Origin of the sequence: Microbacterium sp. 5K110 (assembly GCF_005774735.1) — a bacterium.
Taxonomy (GTDB): Bacteria; Actinomycetota; Actinomycetes; order Actinomycetales; family Microbacteriaceae; genus Microbacterium.
The window spans coordinates 1-13,366 of sequence record NZ_VBUM01000092.1; the positions used below are offsets into that span (position 1 = coordinate 1).

Genomic DNA, 13,366 nt, shown 5'->3' on the forward strand with positions numbered 1-13,366 from the left:
GGCCACGGTGGGGGGACGGACCGCGCCGGCCGGCGTGCTCGCCGATCTCGCCGACGACCTCGTCGTGGTGCACGGCCAATCCGACCAGCTGCGGTTGCGTTCGGCATCCGCTCAGCGCGACGCGCTCGACCGGTTCGGTGGAGATCCGGTCAGCGGCGCGCGGGCGGCTTACCGTGCGGCGTGGGACACCTGGCGAGCCTTGGATGCCGAACTCGCGACCCTCACCACCGACCGCGACGACCGTGCGCGCGAGGCCGAAGAGCTGCGCGCCGCGATCGCCGAGATCGAGGCGGCGGCTCCCGTGGCCGGCGAAGAGGAGGAACTCCAGCGCCGGGCCGAGCGTCTCGCGAACGCCGAGGAGCTCCGGATCGCCGCGGTGACCGCGCACGCCGCTCTCTCCGGCGACGACGAGACTCCCGACATCGTGACGCTGCTCGCCGAGGCGCGTCGGTCGCTCGAGCGGGTATCGGCGAGCGACGCAGCCCTCGCCGCCATCGGCGAGCAGGTCGCCGACCTCGGCTACCGCGCGACCGACGTCTCCGTCGCGCTCTCGGGGTACCTCGCCGACCTCGATGATGCCGGACCTCACGAGCTCGCCGCCGTGGACGAGCGGCGCGGGGTCCTGGCGGCGCTGACCCGCGCGCACGGATCCGTGGATGCCGCGATCTCGTTGCTCGAGACCGGGTCGGCGCGTTTGCTCGAACTCGACGACGACGGGGATCGGATCGAGCGCCTCACGGTACAGCGCGATGCGGCGGCCGCCGACCTCGACTCCGCGGCCGAGACCCTCACGAACGCCCGGCGCGAAGCCGCTGAGCGGCTCGGCGCCGCGGTCACCGAGGAACTCCACGCCCTGGCCCTGCCCGACGCCCACCTGAGCGTCGAGGTGACGGCCTCGTCCACGCCCGGGACGCACGGGCGCGACGACGTCGCGATCCTGCTCGCCCCGCACCCCGGTGCCGACCCGCGACCCGTGTCGCGCGGAGCCTCCGGCGGCGAGCTCAGCCGCGTCATGCTCGCGATCGAGGTCGTGATCGCCGGTGTCGATCCGGTGCCGACGTTCGTCTTCGACGAAGTGGATGCCGGGATCGGCGGTGCCGCGGCGATCGAAGTGGGGCGGCGACTCGCCCGGCTGGCGGAAACCTCGCAAGTCATCGCGGTCACCCACCTCGCCCAGGTCGCCGCGTTCGCCGGTAACCATCTCACGGTGGTCAAGGGCAACGACGGGTCGGTGACGGCATCCAGTGTCCGCCGGCTCGAGGGAGCCGAGCGCGAGGCCGAGATGGCGCGTCTGCTGTCGGGGCTGAGCGACTCCGACGCGGCGCTGACCCACGCGCGCGAGCTGCTCGCGACGGGACGCACCGCCCGGTGATCCCACCCCTCCGACACCGGATCGTCACGCCCGGGTGACACCACTGTCGGAGGTCGATGTCAGACTTCCCTCAACGCGCGGCGCTCGCCGCGCCTCCACCCTCCGACTCGACTGATAGGATCGAAGCCCGTGATGCAGACTTCGGACGCGGGACATTCAGACGACACCACGGCATCGGCCTTCACCACGAAGCACATCTTCGTGACCGGAGGTGTGGTCTCGTCTCTCGGCAAGGGCCTGACGGCGGCAAGCCTCGGCAACCTTCTCACGGCGCGGGGTCTCCGCGTCGTCATGCAGAAGCTCGACCCCTATCTCAACGTGGATCCCGGGACGATGAACCCGTTCCAGCACGGTGAGGTGTTCGTCACCGACGACGGGGCCGAGACCGACCTCGACATCGGTCATTACGAGCGCTTCCTCGACATCGAGCTGAGCCAGGCCGCCAACGTCACGACGGGCCAGATCTACTCGCAGGTGATCGCACGCGAGCGCCGGGGCGAGTACCTCGGAGACACCGTGCAGGTCATCCCGCACATCACCGACGAGATCAAGCGCCGCATGCGCTTGCAGGCCACCGAGTCGCCGCAGCCCGACGTGATCATCACCGAGATCGGCGGCACGGTCGGCGACATCGAGTCGCAGCCCTTCATCGAGTCCGCGCGCCAGATCCGTCACGAGCTCGGCCGCAAGAACGTCTTCTTCGTGCACGTGTCGCTCGTGCCGTTCATGGGCGCCTCCGGCGAGCAGAAGACCAAGCCCACGCAGCACTCGGTCGCGGCGCTGCGCTCCATCGGCATCCAGCCCGACGCGCTCGTCCTGCGCAGCGACCGCCCCGTGACGGAGTCGAACAAGCGCAAGATCGCGCTCATGTGCGACGTCGACGAGGACGCCGTGGTCAACGCCGTCGACGTGCCGAGCATCTACGACATCCCGACGATGCTGCACGATCAGGGCCTCGACAAGTACATCGTCGACTCGCTCGACATCGACACGGCCGCCGACGTCGACTGGTCGCGCTGGCAGCGGGTGCTGCAGGCGGTGCACAACCCCAAGCACGAAGTCACGATCGGGCTCGTCGGCAAGTACATCGACCTCCCCGACGCGTACCTGTCGGTGACCGAGGCGATCAAGGCCGGCGGATTCGCCCAAGAGACGCACGTGAAGATCACGTGGATCCCCTCCGACCTGTGCGAGACGCCCGAGGGCGCGGCCAAGGCGCTCTCGGCGGTCGACGGGATCATCGTCCCGGGCGGCTTCGGCATCCGCGGGATCGAGGGCAAGCTCGGGGCGCTGCGGTTCGCACGCGAGCAGGGCATCCCGACCCTGGGCATCTGCCTGGGCCTGCAGTGCATGGTCATCGAGTACGCGCGCACCGTCGCCGGCCTCGAAGGCGCGTCGTCGAGCGAGTTCGACCCCGACACCGCGCACGCCGTCGTGGCGACCATGGCCGAGCAGATCGACATCCTCCAGAGCGGAGACCTCGGCGGCACGATGCGCCTGGGCCTGTACCCCGCCGACCTCGCCGAGGGATCCCTCGCCGCCGAGGTGTACGGAGCGAACCGCGTGTCGGAGCGCCACCGCCACCGCTACGAGGTCAACAACGCCTACCGTCAGCAGCTGAGCGACGCCGGCCTGGTGTTCTCGGGACTGAACCCCGACCTGGACCTCGTCGAGTACGTCGAGCTGCCACGCGACGTGCACCCGTATTACATCGCCACGCAAGCGCACCCCGAGCTGCGTTCGCGGCCGACCGAGCCGCACCCGCTGTTCCGGGGCCTCGTCGGTGCGGCGCTGGAGCGCCACCGTTCGAGCGAACTGTTCGACGTCGAGGAGGACTGACATGGAATCGCTGCGCGACGAGCCCCTCGACCTGGAGGTCGTCGCCAGCGACCTCGTGTATCGGGGCGCGGTGTGGGACGTCCGGTCCGACACCGTGCGCTACGGCGACGACGAGATGACCCGCCAGTACGTCGAGCACCCCGGCGCCGCGGCGGTCGTCGCGCTGGACGACGAGGGTCGTGTCGTGCTCATCCAGCAGTACCGGCAGCCGATCAAGGAACGCGACTGGGAGATCCCGGCCGGCCTGCTCGACGTGGCCGGGGAGCCGCCCGTCGAGACGGCGAAGCGCGAACTGGGCGAAGAGGTCGACCTCGCGGCCGACCGCTGGCAGCATCTCGTCTCGATCCACACGACCCCCGGCGGGAACGACGAGGTCGTGCACCTGTTCCTCGCCCGCGGGCTCTCCGACGTCGTTACCGACTACGAGCGCGAGCACGAGGAGTCCGACATGCGCGTCGAGCGGGTGCCGTTGGCCGACGTGATCGAGGGAGTGCTGGCGGGGCGTCTGCGCAACGGCATCCTGGCCACCGGCGTGTTCGCCGCCGCCGAGGTGTTGCGTCGCGAGGCCGCGTCGGCGTGACGTGAAGCTCGAGCGCGCCGTCCAGACGTACCTGCGGCACGTCGCGCTCGAACGAGGACTGTCGGACCACACCGTCGACGCCTACCGACGTGACCTCGCCGTGTACACGGCGTGGTTGGGGGAGCGCGGCATCGACGAGGTCGAGGCCGTGACGTCGGCGACCGTCGCGGAGTTCGCCGCGGAGCGAGCCGCGGCCGAGCCGCCGCCGGCCGCATCCTCGCTGGCCCGCCTGCAGTCGTCGGTGCGGGGATTGCACCGCTTTCTCGTGCGCGAGGGAAGCGTCGCCGACGATCCGAGTGGACGGCTGCGCCCGCCGCGTGCGCCCCAGCGACTGCCGAAGGCTCTCTCGATCGGGCAGGTGGAACAGCTGCTGGATGCCGCGGGGCCGGCGCCCGGGTCGGCGGATGCGGCCGGGGCCGATCCCGCCGCCGTCCGCGACCGCGCGCTGCTCGAGATGCTCTACGCGACCGGCGCCCGTGTCTCCGAGATCGTGCAGCTCGACGTGGACGACACCGCCCACGGCGATGTCCTGCGGCTACGGGGCAAGGGCTCGAAGGAACGGATGGTCCCGGTCGGCTCCTACGCCCGCGCCGCAGTGGAGGCGTACCTCACGCGCGTCAGGCCCGCGTGGGCGGCCAAAGGCAGGGCGACGCCGCGACTCTTCCTCGGGGTCCGCGGTGCGCCGCTGTCGCGCCAGAGCGCATGGCTCATCATCCAGGCGGCCGCCGAGCGCGCCGGTCTCACCGCGCATGTCTCGCCCCATACGCTGCGGCACTCCTTCGCGACGCATCTCCTGCAGGGCGGCGCCGACGTTCGCGTGGTGCAGGAACTCCTCGGGCATGCCTCGGTCGCCACGACGCAGATCTACACGCACGTCTCGGTCGACGCCCTGCGCGACGTGTACGCCACCGCTCACCCGCGGGCGCGCTGAGCGGACCGAGGTGGTAGCGGCCACGGGTCGTGGCTGCGCGGGTTGGCCGGGGAGGTGGCATCCGTCCGGTGTCATCGGACCAGGGGATGCCGTGGAAACAGGGGGATTCGCCGGGTTTCGGCCTGTTCTCGGTGCGTGGCCTGTTCTGGGTGCGGGCGGCGGCGGGGGAGGCCGCGGGTCGTGGCATCCGTCCGGTATCACCGGAACAGGGGGTGTCGCGGAAACAGGCGGATCTTCCCCGGTTCGGCCTGTTCTCGGTGCTTCGCCTGTTCTGGGCGTGCGGTAGCGGGCGCCCCGCGGGTCTCCCGGCGCGCGGCGGGGTGGCGAGTAGACTCGGCAGCGTTATGACGAAGGCGGGAGACTCGGTGTCGGCGAGCACGAAGGGGACGGCGAAGAACGCGGACGAGGTCATCCTCGGACCCACAGGTCGCCCGTACCAGGGGTTCCCCACCCCGCCCGCGCTCGACAGCCACGGTCCCGCGCGCATCATCGCGCTGTGCAACCAGAAGGGCGGCGTCGGCAAGACGACGACGACCATCAACCTGGCGGCGTCGCTCGCCGGCTACGGCCGTCGCGTCCTCGCGATCGACTTCGACCCTCAGGGTGCGCTGTCGGCGGGGCTCGGCATCCAGACGCACGACATGCTCACGATCTACGACCTGCTGCTGGACACCAAGCGCGACCCGCGCGACGCGATCGTGCCGACCCGTGTCGAGGGCCTCGACCTGATTCCGGCGAACATTGACCTGTCCGCCGCCGAGGTGCACCTGGTCAACGAGGTCGCGCGCGAGACGATCCTGGCCCGCGTGCTGCGCAAGGTCGCCGCCGACTACGACGTCGTGCTCGTCGACTGCCAGCCCTCGCTCGGCCTCCTCACCGTCAACGCCCTCACCGCGGCCCACGGCGTGCTCATCCCGCTGGAGTGCGAGTTCTTCGCGCTGCGCGGTGTCGCGCTGCTCATCGAGACGATCGACAAGGTGCGCGACCGCCTCAACCCCGCGATCGAGCTGGACGGCGTCCTCGCCACGATGTACGACCCGCGCACGCTGCACTCGCGCGAGGTCCTCGAGCGCGTCGTCGAGGCGTTCGGCGACGACGTCCTCGAGACCGTCATCGGGCGCACGGTGAAGTTCCCGGATGCCTCGGTCTCGGGCATGCCCATCACCGAGTTCGCGCCCGAGCACGCTGCCGCGCAGGCCTACATGCGGTTGGCGCGGGAACTGGTCGCCCGTGGCGCTGTCGCCTGACGGCGGCACCGCTGCCAGCCCGCTCGAGAGCGGGGATGCCGAGGCCGCGGGCTTCCGCGTCTCGCTGCCCGTCTTCGACGGCCCCTTCGATCTGCTGCTGAACCTCATCTCGGCGCACGAGCTCGACATCACCGAGGTCGCGCTCAGCCGCGTCACGGACGAGTTCATCGCCTACCTGCGCGCCCTGGGACCGGACGGCGATCTGGACGAGGCATCCGAGTTCCTCGTCGTCGCCGCGACCCTGCTCGACATGAAGATCGCCGGACTCCTGCCGCAGGGCGAGCTCGTGGATGCCGAATCGGTGGCGCTCCTCGAGGCGCGCGACCTGCTCTTCGCGCGCCTGCTGCAATACCGGGCGTTCAAAGAGGTGTCGACGTGGTTCGCGCGGTGTCTGCAGCGCGAGGACCGGCGTCACACGCGGAACGTCCGCCTGGACGAGAAGTACCGCAGCTCCGTCCCGGAACTGGTGTGGACCCTCAGCGCCGCGGACTTCGCCGCGCTCGCCGTGGTCGCCCTCGCGCCGAAGCATCCGCCCACCGTGGGGCTGGACCACCTGCACGCGCCGCTGGTGAGCATCCGCGAGCAGGCCGCGATCGTCGTGACGCTGCTGCGCGGCGCCGGCACGCTGAACTTCCGTGACCTGGTCGCCGGGGTGACCCAGACCGGGGTCGTCGTGGCACGGTTCCTCGCGATCCTCGAGCTGTACCGCCATGCCGCGCTGTCGTTCGAGCAGCTCGAGCCGCTGGGGGAGCTGACCCTGCGCTGGACCGCCGAGAGGTGGTCGGAAGAGAACCTCGCCGCACTGGGAGCCGATTATGACCGATGACCCGACCGCCCTGGCCGGCGCTGTCTCCGCCACTGAGGCGGCGGCCGCGCCGCGCCCGAACGACGCGGCATCCGTGGCACGTCGTCTCGAGGCGATCCTGCTGATCCTCGACGAGCCGCAGAGTCTCGTCTCGCTCGCCGCCGCCGTCGGCGCGCCCGTGCCGGCCGTGCGCCAGGCGATCGAGGGACTCGTCGCCGACTACGACGGCGAGACCGGCGGTCCTCGCCGCGGCTTCGAGCTCCGCGAGGTCGGTGGCGGATGGCGGCTGTACGTCCGCGAGGAGTACGACGACGTCGTGGGCGAGTTCGTGAACACGCAAGCGCCCTCGCGCCTGTCACAGGCGGCGCTCGAGACCCTGGCCGTCATCGCGTACAAGCAACCCGTGACGCGCGGGCAGGTGGCATCCATTCGGGCCGTGAACGTGGATTCGGTGGTGCGGACGCTGCTGGCTCGTGGCCTGATCACCGAGGTGTTCACCGACCCCGACACGGGCGCGATCCACTACGGCACGACGGATCAGCTGCTGATCAACCTGGGCATCAACTCGCTCGACGAGCTGCCCCACATTTCGCCGTTGCTCGACGACGGCGCGGACGGATTCGACGGAGAGGTGCTCAGATGAGCGAGATGGATGCCGAGGGCGTACGGCTGCAGAAGGTGCTCGCCAACGCGGGAGTGGCCTCGCGCCGGGTATCGGAGCAGATGATCGTCGAGGGACGCGTGCGGGTGAACGGTGTCGTGGTGACCGAGCTGGGCTCGCGCATCGACCCCGAGAACGACCTCGTCGACGTCGACGGAGTGGCCGTGCAGCTGGACGCGTCCAAGCGCTACGTCATCCTCAACAAGCCGACGGGCGTCGTCAGCTCGATGAGCGACGATCGCGGGCGCCCCGACCTGCGCCGCTTCACCGGGGAGTGGGAAGAGCGCCTGTTCAACGTCGGACGCCTGGATGCCGACACGAGCGGGCTCCTCGTGCTCACCAACGACGGCGACCTCGCGCACGTGCTCGCCCACCCCTCGTTCGGCGTCACCAAGGTGTACATCGCGAAGGTCGAGGGGCTCGTGACTCCGCAGACGATCTCGCGGCTGACCAAGGGCGTCGAACTCGAGGACGGACCGATCGCGGCCGACAAGGCCCGCCTGCTGGATGCCTCGCAGGGAGCAAGTCTGGTGGAGTTGACGCTGCACTCCGGGCGCAATCGGATCGTCCGGCGAATGATGGCCGAGGTGGGCCACCCCGTCGTCGAACTGGTGCGGCGGCAGTTCGGCCCGCTCCACCTGGGAACTCTCCCGGTGGGGAAGGCGCGGGAGTTGACTACAGTAGAACGTGGCGCACTGCTCACGCTGTCTCGTCGAGACGGCGACACTCCGGCCGCTCCGGCCGAGTGACCGTCGGGCGCCGCGCGGTGCGAGTGTCACCGCCAGGGCAGCAGGAGACCCGATGATCGAAGCGAACGGAACGCCCGCGCGCGCGGACGCGCCCTTGGCGACCCGCACGAGCGGCACCGTCCGGGTGGTCGGATCGGGTCTGCTGGGCGCGAGCATCGGTCACGCGCTGACCGCGCGCGGTGTCGATGTCGTGCTCGCCGACACCTCCCCGTCGCAGTTGCGTCTGGCGATCGACTACGGCGCCGGCCGCGCCGAGCGGGCGGACGACCGTCCCTCGCTCATCGTCGTCGCCGTGCCGCCGGACGTCGTCGCCGACGTCGTGCAGCGGGAACTCGCGGCCTTCCCCGGCGCGGTCGTCACCGATGTCGCGAGCGTCAAGCTGGACCCGCTGCGCACCTTGCGCTCGCGCGGCGTCGACCTCACGCACTACATCGGGTCCCACCCGATGGCCGGACGCGAACGCGGGGGAGCGATCTCCGCGCGCGCCGACATCTTCGTCGGGCGCCCCTGGGTCGTGTGCCGCGACGGCGAGACCTCGGCTCATGACCTCTCGCTCGTCGAGGGTCTCGCCCTCGACCTCGGTGCAACGCTGATCGAGATGACGCCCGAAGAGCACGACGAGTCGGTCGCGCTCATGTCGCACGTGCCTCAGCTGGTCGCGAGCCTCCTCGCCGGTCGCTTCGTCACCGCTCCCGACGGCTCGCTCCGGCTCGCGGGACAGGGCGTGCGCGACACGACCCGCATCGCGGCATCCGCTCCCGAGCTGTGGGTGCAGATCCTCGGCGCGAACTCGGCCCCCGTGGTCGAGGTCCTCGACCAGCTCGCCGCCGACCTCACCGACGTCGCCGAGGCGCTCCGCGAACCCGACGCCCCCGGTGCCCGTCGCACCGTGGCCGACACGATCCGCCGCGGCAACGAGGGCGTCGAACGTCTGCCCGGAAAGCACGGCCAGAACCGCCGCTTCGACTCCTTCGTCGTCATGGTCGACGACACCGCCGGTCAGCTCGGGCGCCTCTTCGGCGAACTGGGCGACCTCGACGTCAACGTCGAAGACCTGCGTCTCGAGCACTCGCCGGGGGCCCCCTTCGGTCTGGCCGAGATCAGCGTCGTCCCCGACGCCGTCCGCCGAGCCGTCGACGGGCTCCAGCAGCGGGGATGGCGGATTGCGAGCACCACCCATGACTGAGCCCCTCACCAAGCCGTCGGTCGACGCGCCCGTGACCGTCGTGGCCATCGACGGACCCGCCGGCAGCGGCAAGTCCAGCGTGTCCAAGGCTGTCGCCGAGCGCCTGCGTTTCGGCTTCCTCGACACCGGCGCCGCGTACCGCGCCCTCGCGTGGCACGCGCTCGCGCACGAGGCCGACACCTCTGACGCCACCGCGGTGCTGGAGGTCTTCGGCGACTTCGACTACGCCATCTCGCTCGACCCGGCGGACCGCTGGGTCCGCGTCGGGGGGACCGATGTCACCGCCGCGATCCGCGAGCCCCGCGTAACGGATGCCGTGAGCGGCGTGGCCCGCGTCCCCGCCGTGCGGCAGGCCGTCAACGACCTGTTCCGTCGGCTCGTGGCATCCTCGGGTCTGCGCGGTGTCGTGGTCGAGGGCCGCGACATCACCACGGTCGTGTACCCCGATGCGCCGGTGCGCATCCTGCTGACCGCCGCCCCCGAGGTGCGTGCCGCCCGGCGCAGCGCCGAACTCACCGACCACGATGCCGCCAAGGTGGCCGCTGCGCTGCACCAGCGCGACGCCGCCGATTCCACGGTCGTCGACTTCCTCACCGCCGCCCCCGGCGTGCAGGTGGTCGATTCGACCCACCTCGATTTCGAACAGACCGTCGACGCCGTCCTGAACGTCGTTGACTCCACGATGGGAGCCCGCGATGGGCGTTGAAGACGAGTACGAAGGCGGGCCCGACCAGCTCGCCGAGAAGATGGCCGAGCTCGACGAGGTCCTGGCCGAACAGCGCGCGCAAGCGCTGCGCGCCGGCCTCGAGGACTTCGACCTCGACGAAGAAGATGCGCAGCTCCTCGCGGGCCTCGCATCGGGTGAGGACGGCATCGAGTTCCTCCCCGCGCTGCCGGTGGTCGCGATCGTCGGCCGCCCGAACGTGGGCAAGTCGGCGCTGGTGAACCGCATCCTCGGGCGTCGCGAGGCCGTCGTCGAGGACACCCCCGGTGTCACTCGCGACCGCGTCACGTACAAGGCCGAGTGGCTCGACCGCCGCTTCTCGCTCGTCGACACCGGCGGCTGGGAACCGGACGCGCGCGGCATCGACCGCTCGGTGGCCGCGCAGGCCGAGGTCGCGATCGACCTCGCCGACGTCGTTCTCTTCGTCGTGGATGCCACGGTGGGCGCGACCGCGACCGACGAGCACGTCGTGCGGTTGCTGCGCAAGACCAAGAAGCCGGTGTTCCTCGTCGCGAACAAGGTCGACGACGCCCGCCAGGAGCCCGAGGCCGCCGCGCTGTGGAACCTCGGACTCGGTGAGCCGCACCCCGTCTCGGCCATCCACGGCCGTGGCGTGGCCGACCTGCTCGACGAGCTCATGAAGGTGCTGCCGCAGATCTCGGCGGTGGCGAAGTACGAGATCGGCGGCCCGCGCCGCGTCGCGATCCTCGGTCGCCCCAACGTCGGCAAGTCGTCGCTGCTGAACAAGGCCGCCGGCGAGGAGCGCGTTGTCGTCAACGAGCTCGCGGGCACCACCCGCGACCCGGTGGACGAGGTCGTCGAGCTCGGCGGCAAACTGTGGACGCTCGTCGACACCGCCGGCATCCGTCGTCGCGTGCACCTGCAGCAGGGCGCCGACTTCTACGCGTCGCTGCGCACCTCGACCGCCCTGGAGAAGTCCGAGGTCGCCGTCGTCGTTCTCGACGTGTCGCAGTCGATCAGCGTGCAGGACCTCAACATCATCGACCTCGTGCTCGAGTCGGGGCGCGCGCTCGTGCTGGCGTTCAACAAGTGGGACCGTCTGAACGACGACGACATGGAGAACGCCGACCGTCGCCGCTACCTCGAGCGCGAGATCGAGCAGGACCTCGCGCACGTGACCTGGGCGCCGCGCGTGAACATCTCGGCGCGCACCGGCCGTCACCTCGACAAGCTCGTGCCGGCGCTCGAGACGGCCCTGGAGTCGTGGGATCAGCGCATCCCGACCGGCAAGTTCAACGCGTTCCTCGCCGAGCTCGTCGCCGAGCACCCGCACCCGCTGCGCGGAGGCAAGCAGCCGCGCATCCTGTTCGGCACGCAGGCGTCGACGCGCCCGCCGACCTTCGTGCTCTTCACGACCGGGTTCCTCGACCCGGGGTACCGCCGGTTCATCCAGCGGCGCCTGCGCGAGATCTACGGCTTCGAGGGCACGCCGATCGTGCTGAACATGCGCATTCGCGAGAAGCGCCAGCGCTGAGTGCTGTGCGAACGCCCCGGCTTCGGCCGGGGCGTTCGTCGTTCGTGGCGTGGCGTGGCGCTCGGCGGCCCGGCGGCCCGGCTGTCGGCGGCTCGGGGCTCGGCGCCTCGAGACTTCATCCTGCTGACATCTTGCGCGCGGCGTGCAGTGGAGATGTCAGTCAGTTGCACTCTCGAGAGTCGCGGCTCGGCGTGTCACTGTTTCTGAAAGACACCTGAGAGTCGATAGAGTCCACAGCGGCGGACCATTCCGGGCCGTCGGAGTGGCATCCCTTCGATGCCGTGACGGGGGATCACCATGACCAATCCGCAGGCCGTTCCGGCGCTGAATCTGCCCTACTACGGAGCGCCGATCGGTGCCGCCGTGCAGCGCTTCTTCAAGAAGTACGCCACCTTCACCGGGCGCGCCAGCCGCAGCGAGTACTGGTGGTGGGCCCTGGTGCAGGCCGTCGTCTCGTTCGCGTTGACGTTGCTGGCCGTGGCAACGAGCGGCCGGACCGTCGACGAGTTCGGCAACCCGATGGCCCCAACCGGTCTGGGCCTGGTGTTCTTCATCGTCTACCTGCTGTGGGCGCTGGCGACGATCATCCCGCACCTCGCCCTCACCGTTCGTCGCCTGCACGACACGAATCGCAGCGGTTTCTGGATCTTCATCGCCTTCGTGCCGTTCGTCGGTGGGATCATCCTGTTCGTCTTCATGCTTCTGGACTCCAAGCCGGAGGGCGCACGCTTCGACGCGTGACCCCGTCCTCGACGCGCCCCGACCAGCCGGTTCGGGGCGCGTCGTCGTTTCGGCGGCGGCATGTGACGCAAGGCGCGCCGGGCGCTGCGGGGTGTGCCAGGCTGGGGGAGATGACGATCCAGCCTCCTGCCCCGGGCGAACCGCGGCGTCCGCACGGGCCCCGCGATCCCGGTGACGCGTGGGTCGTCGCGCCCACGGGCGAGAAGTACTGGGGCCGATTCGGCGCCGCGGGTCTGCTGGCGCTCGACGCGCAGCGCGGTGTGCTGCTGCAGCACCGGGTCTCGTGGAGCCACTTCGGCGACACCTGGGCCCTGCCCGGCGGCGCCCGGCACGAGGGCGAATCCGCCCGCGACGGGGCCCTGCGCGAGTCGGCGGAAGAGGCGGGCGTGCCGGTGGATGCCGTGCAGCCCCGCTTCGAGAGCGTGCTCGACCTCGGCATCTGGAGCTATTCGACGCTCGTCGCCGACGTGACGACGCCGTTCGAGCCGGTGATCAGCGACCCCGAGAGTGTGGCGCTGGAGTGGGTGCCGATCGACGAGGTGGCATCCCGTCCGTTGCATCCCGGATTCGCCTCGGCGTGGCCGGCGCTGCGCGACGCGCTGTCGGTGCGGCCCGCCGTGATCGTCGACGTCGCGAACGTGATGGGCTCGACACCCGACGGGTGGTGGAAAGACCGCGCCGGCGCGGCCGAACGCCTGGTCGGACAGCTCTCGCGGCTGGCCGTCGAGGGAATGGATGCCGAGCACCTCGGCCTCGCGGCCACGCGCTGGTTCCCGTTCGTTGCGGCGGTGCTCGAGGGCGAGGCGCGTTCCGCCGACGTGGATGCCGAGCAGGTCCGGGTGTCCCGCGCCCCGGGATCGGGCGACGACGAGATCGTCGACGTCGCTCGCTCGCTCGTGGGTCCGCGGAACCCCGTCATCGTCGTGACCAGCGACCGCGGGCTCGCGGCGCGGGTCGAGGAACTCGGGGCGTCGGTGCGCGGCGTGCGGTGGTTGCGGGAGCAGCTGGGCTGAGGGGCCGGGGCGGGCGTCAGTCG

The 13,366-nt window shown here is 70.8% G+C and carries 13 protein-coding genes; all 13 read left to right on the forward strand.

Annotated features, from left to right (window positions below; all coding sequences use genetic code 11):
- Positions 1-1,372 (forward strand): DNA repair protein RecN (locus FE256_RS15385; RefSeq protein WP_138177408.1); only part of this gene is annotated, 1,372 nt, incomplete at its 5' end.
- A 132-nt stretch (positions 1,373-1,504) separates the two neighbouring features.
- Positions 1,505-3,211 (forward strand): CTP synthase, encoded by a 1,707-nt coding sequence (gene pyrG / locus FE256_RS15390; protein ID WP_138177431.1) that lies wholly within the window; start codon positions 1,505-1,507, stop codon positions 3,209-3,211.
- A 1-nt stretch (position 3,212) separates the two neighbouring features.
- Positions 3,213-3,791 carry an NUDIX domain-containing protein gene (locus FE256_RS15395; RefSeq protein ID WP_138177410.1) on the forward strand — a complete coding sequence of 193 codons (579 nt, stop codon included), beginning with the start codon at positions 3,213-3,215 and terminating at the stop codon, positions 3,789-3,791.
- 1 nt (position 3,792) lies between these two features.
- The gene (xerD, locus tag FE256_RS15400) at positions 3,793-4,722 is read left to right on the forward strand and encodes a site-specific tyrosine recombinase XerD (protein WP_138177413.1); all 930 of its coding nucleotides are present in this window, start codon (positions 3,793-3,795) and stop codon (positions 4,720-4,722) included.
- Positions 4,723-5,066: 344 nt separating this feature from the next.
- Positions 5,067-5,969 (forward strand): ParA family protein, encoded by a 903-nt coding sequence (locus FE256_RS15405; protein ID WP_252371051.1) that lies wholly within the window; start codon positions 5,067-5,069, stop codon positions 5,967-5,969.
- On the forward strand, positions 5,953-6,795 hold the full coding sequence (locus FE256_RS15410) for a segregation and condensation protein A (protein ID WP_138177415.1): 843 nt from the start codon (positions 5,953-5,955) through the stop codon (positions 6,793-6,795). The genes FE256_RS15405 and FE256_RS15410 overlap by 17 nt, the downstream gene beginning before the upstream one ends.
- Positions 6,785-7,417: an SMC-Scp complex subunit ScpB gene (scpB, locus tag FE256_RS15415; protein ID WP_138177417.1), complete on the forward strand. Its 633-nt coding sequence runs from the start codon at positions 6,785-6,787 to the stop codon at positions 7,415-7,417. The genes FE256_RS15410 and scpB overlap by 11 nt, the downstream gene beginning before the upstream one ends.
- On the forward strand, positions 7,414-8,184 hold the full coding sequence (locus FE256_RS15420; RefSeq protein WP_138177419.1) for a pseudouridine synthase: 771 nt from the start codon (positions 7,414-7,416) through the stop codon (positions 8,182-8,184). The genes scpB and FE256_RS15420 overlap by 4 nt, the downstream gene beginning before the upstream one ends.
- Before the next feature lie 52 nt (positions 8,185-8,236).
- Entirely contained in the window at positions 8,237-9,370 is a 1,134-nt protein-coding gene (locus FE256_RS15425) for a prephenate dehydrogenase (protein ID WP_138177421.1), read from the forward strand.
- Positions 9,363-10,076, forward strand: coding sequence for a (d)CMP kinase (cmk, locus tag FE256_RS15430; protein WP_138177423.1), 714 nt, complete (start codon positions 9,363-9,365; stop codon positions 10,074-10,076). Before FE256_RS15425 ends, cmk begins: the two co-directional genes overlap by 8 nt.
- Positions 10,066-11,589 carry a ribosome biogenesis GTPase Der gene (der, locus tag FE256_RS15435; protein ID WP_138177425.1) on the forward strand — a complete coding sequence of 508 codons (1,524 nt, stop codon included), beginning with the start codon at positions 10,066-10,068 and terminating at the stop codon, positions 11,587-11,589. The genes cmk and der overlap by 11 nt, the downstream gene beginning before the upstream one ends.
- A 297-nt stretch (positions 11,590-11,886) precedes the next feature.
- Complete coding sequence (locus FE256_RS15440) at positions 11,887-12,330, forward strand: DUF805 domain-containing protein (RefSeq protein ID WP_138177427.1); 444 nt, start codon at positions 11,887-11,889, stop codon at positions 12,328-12,330.
- A 110-nt stretch (positions 12,331-12,440) separates the two neighbouring features.
- A complete protein-coding gene (locus FE256_RS15445) occupies positions 12,441-13,343 on the forward strand; it encodes an NUDIX domain-containing protein (protein ID WP_138177429.1) in 903 nt (300 codons plus the stop codon).
- Positions 13,344-13,366 lie beyond the last annotated feature (23 nt).

What these genes read in the sequence shown, in the direction of transcription:
- FE256_RS15405 (WP_252371051.1), top strand. Translation starts at nt 5,067, where the DNA reads ATGACGAAGGCGGGAGACTCGGTGTCGGCGAGCACGAAGGGGACGGCG.
- cmk (WP_138177423.1), top strand. Translation starts at nt 9,363, where the DNA reads ATGACTGAGCCCCTCACCAAGCCGTCGGTCGACGCGCCCGTGACCGTC.
- scpB (WP_138177417.1), top strand. Translation starts at nt 6,785, where the DNA reads ATGACCGATGACCCGACCGCCCTGGCCGGCGCTGTCTCCGCCACTGAG.
- FE256_RS15445 (WP_138177429.1), top strand. Translation starts at nt 12,441, where the DNA reads ATGACGATCCAGCCTCCTGCCCCGGGCGAACCGCGGCGTCCGCACGGG.
- FE256_RS15395 (WP_138177410.1), top strand. Translation starts at nt 3,213, where the DNA reads ATGGAATCGCTGCGCGACGAGCCCCTCGACCTGGAGGTCGTCGCCAGC.
- FE256_RS15425 (WP_138177421.1), top strand. Translation starts at nt 8,237, where the DNA reads ATGATCGAAGCGAACGGAACGCCCGCGCGCGCGGACGCGCCCTTGGCG.
- pyrG (WP_138177431.1), top strand. Translation starts at nt 1,505, where the DNA reads ATGCAGACTTCGGACGCGGGACATTCAGACGACACCACGGCATCGGCC.
- FE256_RS15420 (WP_138177419.1), top strand. Translation starts at nt 7,414, where the DNA reads ATGAGCGAGATGGATGCCGAGGGCGTACGGCTGCAGAAGGTGCTCGCC.
- FE256_RS15440 (WP_138177427.1), top strand. Translation starts at nt 11,887, where the DNA reads ATGACCAATCCGCAGGCCGTTCCGGCGCTGAATCTGCCCTACTACGGA.
- der (WP_138177425.1), top strand. Translation starts at nt 10,066, where the DNA reads ATGGGCGTTGAAGACGAGTACGAAGGCGGGCCCGACCAGCTCGCCGAG.